The 9,485-nt window shown below is 74.5% G+C and carries 9 protein-coding genes; 3 read left to right on the forward strand and 6 right to left on the reverse strand.

Annotated elements, in window-relative coordinates; all coding sequences use genetic code 11:
• A partial coding sequence (locus ABEB16_RS02490) for a glycoside hydrolase family 2 protein (protein WP_345710694.1) occupies nt 1-1,915 on the reverse strand: 1,915 nt, incomplete at its 3' end.
• 249 nt (nt 1,916-2,164) lie between these two features.
• On the opposite strand from ABEB16_RS02490, the gene ABEB16_RS02495 reads away from it, so the two are divergent.
• The 3 genes from ABEB16_RS02495 to ABEB16_RS02505 are packed head-to-tail and all read left to right on the forward strand — an operon-like array spanning nt 2,165 to nt 5,427.
• Nucleotides 2,165-3,526: an extracellular solute-binding protein gene (locus ABEB16_RS02495; RefSeq protein ID WP_345710695.1), complete on the forward strand. Its 1,362-nt coding sequence runs from the start codon at nt 2,165-2,167 to the stop codon at nt 3,524-3,526.
• A gap of 43 nt (nt 3,527-3,569) precedes the next feature.
• Nucleotides 3,570-4,511 carry a carbohydrate ABC transporter permease gene (locus tag ABEB16_RS02500; RefSeq protein ID WP_345710696.1) on the forward strand — a complete coding sequence of 314 codons (942 nt, stop codon included), beginning with the start codon at nt 3,570-3,572 and terminating at the stop codon, nt 4,509-4,511.
• A gap of 1 nt (nt 4,512) precedes the next feature.
• A complete protein-coding gene (locus ABEB16_RS02505) occupies nt 4,513-5,427 on the forward strand; it encodes a carbohydrate ABC transporter permease (protein ID WP_345710697.1) in 915 nt (304 codons plus the stop codon).
• Between the two features lie 80 nt (nt 5,428-5,507).
• Here the strand turns inward: ABEB16_RS02505 and ABEB16_RS02510 are convergent, their stop codons facing one another.
• From ABEB16_RS02510 to ABEB16_RS02530, 5 genes are all read right to left on the reverse strand, one after another.
• Nucleotides 5,508-6,527 carry a LacI family DNA-binding transcriptional regulator gene (locus ABEB16_RS02510; protein WP_345710698.1) on the reverse strand — a complete coding sequence of 340 codons (1,020 nt, stop codon included), beginning with the start codon at nt 6,525-6,527 and terminating at the stop codon, nt 5,508-5,510.
• A 115-nt stretch (nt 6,528-6,642) separates the two neighbouring features.
• The gene (locus ABEB16_RS02515; protein WP_345710699.1) at nt 6,643-7,365 is read right to left on the reverse strand and encodes an ABC transporter permease subunit; all 723 of its coding nucleotides are present in this window, start codon (nt 7,363-7,365) and stop codon (nt 6,643-6,645) included.
• A complete protein-coding gene (locus ABEB16_RS02520; RefSeq protein ID WP_345710700.1) occupies nt 7,362-8,342 on the reverse strand; it encodes an ABC transporter ATP-binding protein in 981 nt (326 codons plus the stop codon). The genes ABEB16_RS02515 and ABEB16_RS02520 overlap by 4 nt, the downstream gene beginning before the upstream one ends.
• Nucleotides 8,339-9,220 (reverse strand): ABC transporter permease, encoded by an 882-nt coding sequence (locus tag ABEB16_RS02525; RefSeq protein WP_345710701.1) that lies wholly within the window; start codon nt 9,218-9,220, stop codon nt 8,339-8,341. Before ABEB16_RS02525 ends, ABEB16_RS02520 begins: the two co-directional genes overlap by 4 nt.
• A partial coding sequence (locus ABEB16_RS02530) for a hypothetical protein (RefSeq protein ID WP_345710702.1) occupies nt 9,217-9,485 on the reverse strand: 269 nt, incomplete at its 5' end. The genes ABEB16_RS02530 and ABEB16_RS02525, both read right to left, overlap by 4 nt.

Genomic DNA, 9,485 nt, shown 5'->3' on the forward strand with positions numbered 1-9,485 from the left:
CACCCGGGCGGGGCACCGCGTCGGGCCGGGCGACGGCGCAGCCGGTGGCGGCCGCCGCGACGGTCTCGATGGCGGCCGGGCGCAGCTGGGCGGCGCGGACCCGCGCCACGTCGAGCTTCTCGGAGCGGTCGAAGGAGTAGATGCCGTTCTGCTCCTGGAAGGTGTCGGTGAGCTGGGTATAGCAGTAGCCGAACATCAGCGGATCGCCCAGCAGCGCGCCGGTGAGCCCGGCGAAGCGGGTGTGGAACTCCTCCTCGCTCGCCGGGGCCCGCCCGTAGCCCCACGAGGACTCCGCGCCGCGGTCGACGGCGGAGTCGCTGGCCGCGGCGTCCGGGCGCCACCAGATGCCCCCGAACTCGCTGCAGAACCACGGCTGCCCCGCGTACGGCAGCGACCACACCTCCCCCTCGGGACCGGCGTTGGTGTGCGGCTCGCCGCGCCCCAGGCCGCCGACCTCGCGGGCGAAGACCTCCGGCTCCTGCGTGTAGTTGTGGGAGTCCCACACGTCGGACTCCGCGACGCGGTGGGAGTAGCCCGAGGCGTCCAGCACCGGCCGGGAGGTGTCCATCGCCTTGGTGGCCAGGAACATCGCCCGGGTGACGTCGTCCAACACCGTGATCTTGTCGGTGATGCGCTGGTAGGTCTCGTTGAGCCCGCACCAGCCGATGATCGAGGGGTGGGAGTGGTCCCGCTCCAGCGCCTCCAGCCACTGGGTGACGAAGCTGGCGGTGGGCCGCTGGAACTCCCGGTCGGTCTCGGTGCCGCGCTCGGCCGCGCCCCAGTCGCCGAACTCCCCCCACACGAGGTATCCGAGCCGGTCGGCGTGGAACAGGAACCGCTCCTCGAACACCTTCTGGTGCAGCCGGGCGCCGTTGAAGCCGGCCGCCATCGACAGCTCGATGTCGCGGACGAGGGCGGCGTCGGACGGGGCGGTCATCAGCCCGTCGGGGTAGAGGCCCTGGTCGAGCACGAGGCGCTGGAAGACCGGGCGACCGTTGAGCAGCACCGCCTTGCCGTCGACGGCCACCGACCGCAACCCCGCGTAGGAGCCGAGGGCGTCGACGACCTCCCCCGCGGCGTCCAGCAGCTCCACCCGCAGGTCGTACAGGTGCGGGTCCTGCGGCGACCAGGTGCGCACCCTCCCGGCGGGCACGGGCAGCACCAGCCGGGGCGCCAGGTCGAGGTCGGCGCGCACGTCGGCGGTGACGACCTCGCCGGCGGCGTCGGACAGCACCGCCCGCAGCCGCCAGCCCACCCGGCCGCCCGCGACCCCGGCGGGGTCGCGCCGCAGCGGCTGCTCCAGGTGGAAGCACTCCCCCGCCAGGTCCGGCGTGACGCGGGGGCGCAGCAGGGAGGTGTCCGGCACCGGCTCCAGCCACACGGTCTGCCAGATGCCGGTGGTGCGGGTGTAGAAGCACTCGTAATTGGCGTAGCGGGTGGACTGCTTGCCGCGGGCCTGCGGGCCGCAGCGGCTGTCGCGGGCCCGCACGACGATCGTCAGCGCGCCGCTGCGGTGGCCCAGGTCGATCGTGAAGGGGGTGAAACCGCCGCGGTGGCGGCCCACCTCCACCCCGTCCACCCAGACGGTGGCGTCGTGGTCGACGGCGCCGAAGTGCAGCAGCACCCGCCGCCCGGCCCACCCCGCGGGGACGTCCGCCTCGCGCCGGTACCAGACGGCGGGCATGAAGTCGGTGGTCCCGATGCCCGACAGCTCCGACTCGGGGGCGAACGGCACCGTGATCGTGCGCTCCAGGGGGCGCTGCAGCAGGCCGCGCTCCAGGCCGGAGTCGCCGGCGTCCACCTCGAACCCCCAGGCGCCGTTGAGGCAGAGCCAGTCGGTGCGGCGGGCGGAGGGGCGGGGGTGCTCCGGGCGGGGCACCCCGGGCGGGACGGGCGTGGGGTCGGTCGTCGGCAACGGTGCCTCCGGGGTCGGGGAGGAGGGGCTGGGCGGGAACCGGGCAGCGGGGCCACCGGTCGGCGCGGCGGCGGCGCGGCATGCTTTGCACCGGTGCAAAGCGATGCTAGCGTCCCCGGCACCCCGACCGTCCAGCCCGGGAGCGGACCCGGACCGGGCGGGCGGGGTGCACGGCACGCAGCACGAGCAGGCAGCACCACGAGCAGGCAGCACTGCGCTCCACGCCAACGACGGCGGGAAGGACGACGCGTGACACCCCATCTCCCCCCACCAGGGCGCCCGACGAGGCGCTCGCTGCTCAAGGGCGGCCTCGCCCTGGGCGGGCTGGGCCTGGCGGGCGCCACCGCCGGCTGCGGTTCACCGCTGGCCGCGGGGATCGCCGGCACCCAGCTCGCCCCCGGGACCGTGACCTTCTGGAACCTCTTCGGCGGCGGTGACGGCGCCCGCCTGCAGCTCATGCTGGACGAGTACGCCCGGCAGAACGGCGGCCCCGACTCCCTGCAGTCGGCGACGTTCGCCTGGGGCAACCCGTACTACACGAAGGTGTCGCTGGCCACGCTCGGGGACAAGCCGCCGGACGTCGCCGTCGCCCACCTCACCCGCGCGCAGAACCTCGCCCGGGCCGGGCTGCTCACCGAGATCACCGACGAGATGCTGGCCCTCGTCGACCTCACCCCGGAGGACTTCACCCCGAAGGTGTGGGACGCGGGGAAGCTGGGCGAGCGGGCCTACGCCGTCCCCCTGGACACCCACCCCTTCGTCCTCTTCTACAACAAGGGCGTCTGCGAGCAGGCCGGCCTGCTCGACGGCGACGGCAAGCTCAAGCCCATCCGGGGCACCGAGCAGTGGGAGGCGGCGCTCACCGCCGCCAAGGAGGTCACCGGCGCCTACGGGGCCAGCGTGGCGACCGTCAGCGAGACGGCCACGCCCTGGCGCCTGTTCCAGTCGCTGTACTCCCAGCGCAGCGGCAACACCCCCTTCCTCTCCGGCGGGGGCACCGAGCTCACCTTCGACGAGCCGCTCGTCGCCGACACCCTGGCCTACCTGCAGAGCCTCACCGCCAAGGGCCTGATGCCGACGACGACCGACTACGCCGGTTCCCAGACCCTGATGTTCACCGGCCAGGCCGCCTTCTACATGCAGGGCGAGTGGGAGATCACCACCGCCCAGAGCGTGCCGGACCTGGAGTTCGGCATGGTCCCGATCCCGCAGCTGTACGACTCCCCGGCCTGCCAGGCCGACTCGCACGCCTTCATCCTGCCCCGGATGGAGCGCGACGAGGACCAGCTGCGGCGGGCCATGGGCTTCGTGAGGTCGATGCTGGACCAGGGCATGACGTGGGCGGAGGGCGGGCACGTCCCGGCCTACCTGCCGACGCTGCAGGACCCCGCGTACGCGGCGCTGGAACCGCAGTCGGACTACGCCCCCGCCGCCGACTACGCGGTGTACGACGCCCCGGCCTGGTACTCGGGGTCCGGCTCGAACTTCGAGACCATCGTCGGGGCGCAGATCGGGCTGGTGCTGCAGGGATCCGCCTCCCCCGAGGAGGCCATCGCCAGCATGCGCTCGCAGCTGCAGACCTACGCCGAGACGGCGGACCCGCTGTCATGACCGCGACCCCCCCGACCCCTCCGAGCCCCCAGGAGGCCCGCTCGTGAGCGCACCCACCATCACCGAGCCCGGGGTGGCCGCCACGACGGCCCGCGCGCCCCGCGGCGTCCGGTCGGCGGAGACGAGACCCGCCTGGCTGTTCATCGCCCCCTTCGCCCTCTTCTACGTCGTGTTCCTCATCTGGCCGACCGCCTACATGGTCATCGCCAGCTTCTTCAACACCAGCGTCGTCCAGGAGGGCTTCGGGTCCTGGGCCGGCTTCGGCAACTACGCCGAGATGCTCACCCGGCCGGAGTTCTGGTCGGCGATGTGGCACACGCTGCAGTTCACGCTCTACACCGTGCCGCCGCTGGTCGTCCTGTCGTTCGTCTTCGCCGTCCTGGCCAACCGGGTGCAGCGGGGGCAGTGGTTCTTCCGGCTGGCGTTCTTCGTCCCCTTCATCCTGCCCTCGGCCGCCATCGCCCTGATCTGGAACTTCATCCTCAGCCCCTCCACGGGCCTGCTGGCGGTCGTGCAGGGCTGGTTCGGCGTGGAGGAACCCGCACCGATCCTCGGCACGCCCGCCCTCGCGATGGTGGGCATCGCCCTGGCCACGCTGTGGTGGACCATCGGCTTCAACTTCATCCTCTACCTCGCCGGGCTGCAGGACGTCCCCCGCGAGGTCTACGAGGCGGCCGCCATCGACGGCGCCTCCCCGTGGCAGCAGATCCGCTGGATCACCATCCCGATGCTCAGCCGCACCACGACCCTCGTCATCCTGCTGCAGATCATCGCCAGCCTGAAGATCTTCGACCAGGTGTACCTGATGACCGCCGGCGGACCCGGCATCTCCACGCAGGTGGCGCTCGGCCTGGTCACCACCTCCGCGTTCACCGACTTCCGGGTCGGCGCGGCCTCGGCGGCCTCGGTGCTGCTGTTCATCGTCATCGTGGCCATCGCCGTCGCGCGCCAGCTCATCGACCGCGCACAGGAGAGGAGGGCCTGACATGGCGACGACCGGGACGAGCAGCGCCTCGCGCCGCGCGGGCATCACGGCCGCAGCACCCCCGCCCCGCCGCGTCGGGGAGGCCGCCAAGAACAGCACGCGCACCTTCAACGTGGTGTGCGGCGTCGTGCTGGGCATCTTCGCCGTGCTGTGGCTGATCCCGAGCCTGTGGGCGATCAAGACCTCGCTCACCCCGAACAGCGTCTCCGCGGTCGGCGCCGAGGAGATCCTCCGGCACGCCGGGCTGACGCTGGACCCCTACGTGACCATCCTGCAGGGCGGTTCCATCTGGAACTGGTACCTCGCGAGCTTCTTCACCGCGACGGTCACCACCGCGCTGACCGTCGCGCTGGCCTCGATGGCGGGCTACGCCCTGTCGCGGCTGCAGTTCCGCGGCCGCGCCGTCGTGTTCGTGCTCATGCTCGCGGGCGTCATGATCCCCAACCAGGTGCTCGTCGTGCCGATCTTCCAGATGCTCGACGCGGTGCACCTGCTCAACACCTACTGGGCGGTCATCCTGCCGCAGGTGCCCTACGTCATCGCCGTCTTCGTCTTCAAGCAGTTCTTCGACGGCCTGCCGCGCGAGCTGGAGGAGGCCGCCCGCATCGACGGCGCCGGGTTCTGGCGGGTGTACCGCTCCGTCATCCTGCCGCTGTCCAAGCCGGTGATCTCGGCCATGGCGATCCTCACGTTCGTCAACGTGTGGAACAACCTGCTGCTGCCGCTGTTCGTGGTGTCCAACCCCGAGCTCATGACCATCCCGGTCGGCCTGGCCACCGTGCAGGGCTCCTTCGGCCAGCGCGTCTCCGACATCCAGGCCTCGGCGATCCTCGGCGCGCTGCCGCTGGTCGTGCTGTTCTTCCTGTTCCAGCGGCGCATCGTGGAGGGCGTGGCCGGCACCGGCCTCAAGGGCTGAGCCCACCCGCACGGGCGCAGGGCGCCCCGACCCGCGCAGGGCGCCCCCGGCCACCACCGGCCGGGGGCGCCCTGCGCGCGTCAGGCCTCCACGCCCGCCGTGGACTCCCGCACCTGCAGCGCGTACGGCGTGGACACCTGCCGGCCCAGCCCGCGCGCCCGCGGCCGCTCGACCTGCTCCTCCAGCAGCACCAGCGCGCTCTCGGCGATCTCGCCGGTCGCCGGGGACACCGACGACAGCGACGGGCTGGTGTAGCGCGCCTCCTCGACGTCGTCGAAACCCACCAGCGCCACCTCCCCCGGGACGTCCACCCCCGCGTGCAGCAGCGCGCGCAGCGCGCCGAGGGCCAGGGTGTCGCTGAACGCGAACACCGCGTCCGGACGCGGGCCGGGCGCGGCCAGCATCCGCTCGACGGCGGCGGCCCCCGCCTCCCGCGACCACTCCTCCGCGCCGAACCGCCAGCGCCGCAGCGGCCGGATGCCCGCCGCGGCGAGCGCGTCGCAGTACCCCTCCAGCCGTAGGGCGGCGGTGCCGCGGGAGCCGGACTGCACGCCGAGCGCGGCGATGCGGCGCCGGCCCAGCGCGAGCAGGTGCTCCACCGCGACGCGCGCGGCCTCCCGGTTGGGCACGCCGACGTGGTCCAGCGGCCCCTGCGCGACGAGATCGCCCAGCAGCACGGCCGGGACCCGCGGCTGCGCCCCCGCCAGGTCCTCCGCCGTGAGCGCGAGCGGGCTCAGCAGGACCCCGTCGGTGAGGTGGGTGCGCCCGCCGCCCAGCACGGCCAGTTCGCGCTCGCGCTCGCCGTGGGTGACCTCGATGAGGACGGTGAACTTGCGGCGCTCGGCCGCGGTGACCACGGCGTGGGCCAGCTCGGCGAAGTAGGGGGTGGTGAAGTCGGGGATCGCCAGGGCGACCATGCCGGTGCGGCCGGCGCTGAGGCTGCGCGCCGCGGTGTTCATCCGGTAACCGAGGGCGTCCAGCGAGCGCTGGACGCGCTCGCGCATCGCGGGGCTGACGTGGGGGTAGTCGTTGACGACGTTGGACACCGTCCGCAGCGAGACCCCGGCGTGTGCGGCGACCTCGCGCATCCCGACGGCCACGGCCCACCTCCCACCAGCGCTCGCGGCCCGACATCCTCGCACGGCTCACGACCTCCGGGAGGGCGTTCGCGGGCGGGGAGGGGCCGGGCACGCCGGGGGGAGGCGCCCGGGTGCCTCAGACGTCCATGCGCTGCAGCCGCACCCCGCCCAGCACCCACGACAGCGTCGCCACGCCCACCAGCACCGCCACCGCCGCGGGCACCCCCAGCGTCGAGACCACCCCGACCTGCACGTCGTCCGGCAGCGCCAGCTGCGCCACCCGCCGCGCGTACGAGCCGATCGACAACCCCCGCAGGCCCGGCGACAGCCCCGCCAGGAACCCCTCCCACAGCACCACGTACGCCAGCCCCGCCAGCAGCGCCCGGCGCGTCAGCAGCGACAGCAGCACGAACAGCCCGCAGTACGCCCCCGACCCCAGCGCCGTCGCCAGGACGATCCCGCCCAGCACCGCGCCCAGCGGCTGGTTCACCGACGCGGCGTAGACCGCGCACGCCGCGCTCGCCGGCAGGCACACCAGCCACGTCGACAGCCACGACGCCCCGAACTTCGCGCCCACCAGGTGCCAGCGCGGCCGGGAGGTGCTGCGCAGCAGCGACAGCGTGCCGCCGTCGCGCTCGTCGCCGAACGCGCCCGTGCCCAGCACCAGCGCCACCACCGGCACGACCAGCCCCACGAGCAGCTGGGCCGTCACCGTCCCCACCGCGCCGTAGCGGCCCGGCACGCTCGTCACCACCACCACGACCAGCACCACCACCGCCACCACCACCGGCAGCAGCGCGAACGCCGCCGTCCGGCCCCGCAGCAGCACGCCCCGCAGGGCCGCCTCGAACAGGCTCACCGCCCCACCCCCCGCGCCGCGGCCGTCAGGTGCGCGAACACGCTCTCCAGGTCGTCACCGACCGGCTCCACCCGGCGCAGCGTGGCGCCGCGCTCGGCCGCCACCACCGGCAGCCGCGCGGCCAGCGCCAGCGCCGCGGGCGTCTCCACCACGACCGCCTCCCCCTCCGCCTCCGGGCGCGCCGCCGCGTCGTGGCGCACCGACGTCACCAGCCCCTCCGCCAGCAGCGAACCCGCCAGGGCCGCCACCTCCCGCCCCGCCAGCCGCACCGTGCGGGGGCGGTCCGTCATCAGGTCCCGGATCCCCGCCGGCTCGCCCTCGGCCACCAGCCGGCCGTTGACGACGACGAGCACCTCGTCCGCCATCCGCTCCACCTCCCCCAGCACGTGGGAGGACACCAGCACCGTGCGGCCCTCCGCGCCCAGCGACCGCACCAGGTCCACGTCCGCGCGCCGCTGCACCGGGTCCAGGCCGTTGAGGGGCTCGTCGAGCAGCAGCACCTCCGGCTCGTGCGCCAGCGCCTGCGCCAGCTTCACCCGCTGGCGCATCCCCTTGGAGAAACCACCCACGCGCCGGTCCGCCGCGTGCGACAGGCCCACCCGCTCCAGCGCCGCACCGGCCGCGGCGCGCGGGTCGCGGACCCCGCGCTGCCTGGCCAGCAGCGCCACGTTCTGCCGGGCCGTCAGGTAGCCCCAGGTGCCCTCCCCGTCCGGCACCACCCCCAGGCGGCGGTGCACCGCCAGGTCGCCGTGCGGGTCGGCGCCCAGCACCCGCACCCGGCCCTGGCTCGGGCGCGCCCAGCCCGCCAGCAGCGACAGGACCGTCGACTTGCCGGCACCGTTGTGCCCCAGCAGGCCCGTCACCCCCGGCCGCAGCGCGAAGCTGACGTCCGACAGGGCCACCGTGTCCCCGAACCACTTGCTGACGCCGCTCACCTCGACGGCGACGGCGCCGCTCCCACCCGCGCCCGCGCTCACGCGTCCCGCCCTCCCCGGTAGCGCAGGACCAGCACCGCGGTCCCGACGACGACCACCACCGACCACACCGCCCACGCCAGCGCCCCCGCACCCTCCAGCGGGTCCCCGAGGACGCGGGTCGCCAGCCGGATCGGCCCCGACGCCGGGTCCAGCCCCAGCCAGGAGTCGTCCGAGAGCACGTTCGCCAGCAGCACCGCCAGCACCGGGCCGACGAGCACCACCGCCAGGTAGCCGCCCACCGCGAACACCCGCCGCGACGTCAGCGACCCCAGCACCAGCCCCAGCACGGCGTGGAACAGGCCCACGACCAGCGCCGCGGCCACCACCCGGGGCAGGTCCCCGGCGTGCTCGCCGATCCAGCGCCCCGGCTCGTCGGCGCTGGCGATGGACCCCACGAACAGCACCAGCAGCGGCCCCAGCACGATGATCAGCACCAGCGACAGCGCGGCCAGCGCCTTGCCGAGCACGTACTCCAGCGGCGACAGCGCCGTCGCGAAGTACAGCGACAGCACCCGGTCGCGGCGGTCCCTGGTGAGCAGCGACGGGATCGTCGTGGCGACGAAGGCCAGCAGCACCACGCCGTCGGTGGTCAGCAGCGCGCTGTAGCTCAGCAGCTCCAGCGGTTCCAGCGTCACCGCCGGCACCAGCAGCGGCACCGCCACGACGGCCAGCGCCGGCAGGTAGGCCACCGCGAGCAGCAGGAACGGCCAGACCTTGGCCCCCGCGCTGCGGCGGATGCCCAGCGGGCGCATCACGTCGGTGCGGACGAGGTCGGCCACGGAGGAGGCCCGCGGCCGCAGCTGCCCCGCGAAGCGGGAGTAGCGCACGTCGTGCAGCACCGCGCGGGGCGCCCCCGCGCGCCCGGTGGGGGCGCTCACCGCGCCACCTCCGGCGCCGTCGCCCCAGCGCCCGTCCCCGCGCCCGTCCCCGCCGCGTCCGCGCCCGGTGCCATCGCCGCCACCACCGTCTCCTCCAGCCCCTCGTCGGCACCGGCCAGGCGCACGGTGCCCTCACCCCGCTCGGCGGCCAGGTCGCGCAGCACGTCCAGGACCCGGTCGCCGGAGCGCTCCAGGCCGATGTCACCGTCCTCGCGCAGCTCGGCGCGCGCGTCCTCGCCCGCCCACGCCAGCCGCCGCGCCTCCT

Origin of the sequence: Kineococcus glutinatus (assembly GCF_039542765.1) — a bacterium.
In the GTDB taxonomy this organism is placed as follows: Bacteria; Actinomycetota; Actinomycetes; order Actinomycetales; family Kineococcaceae; genus Kineococcus_A; species Kineococcus_A glutinatus.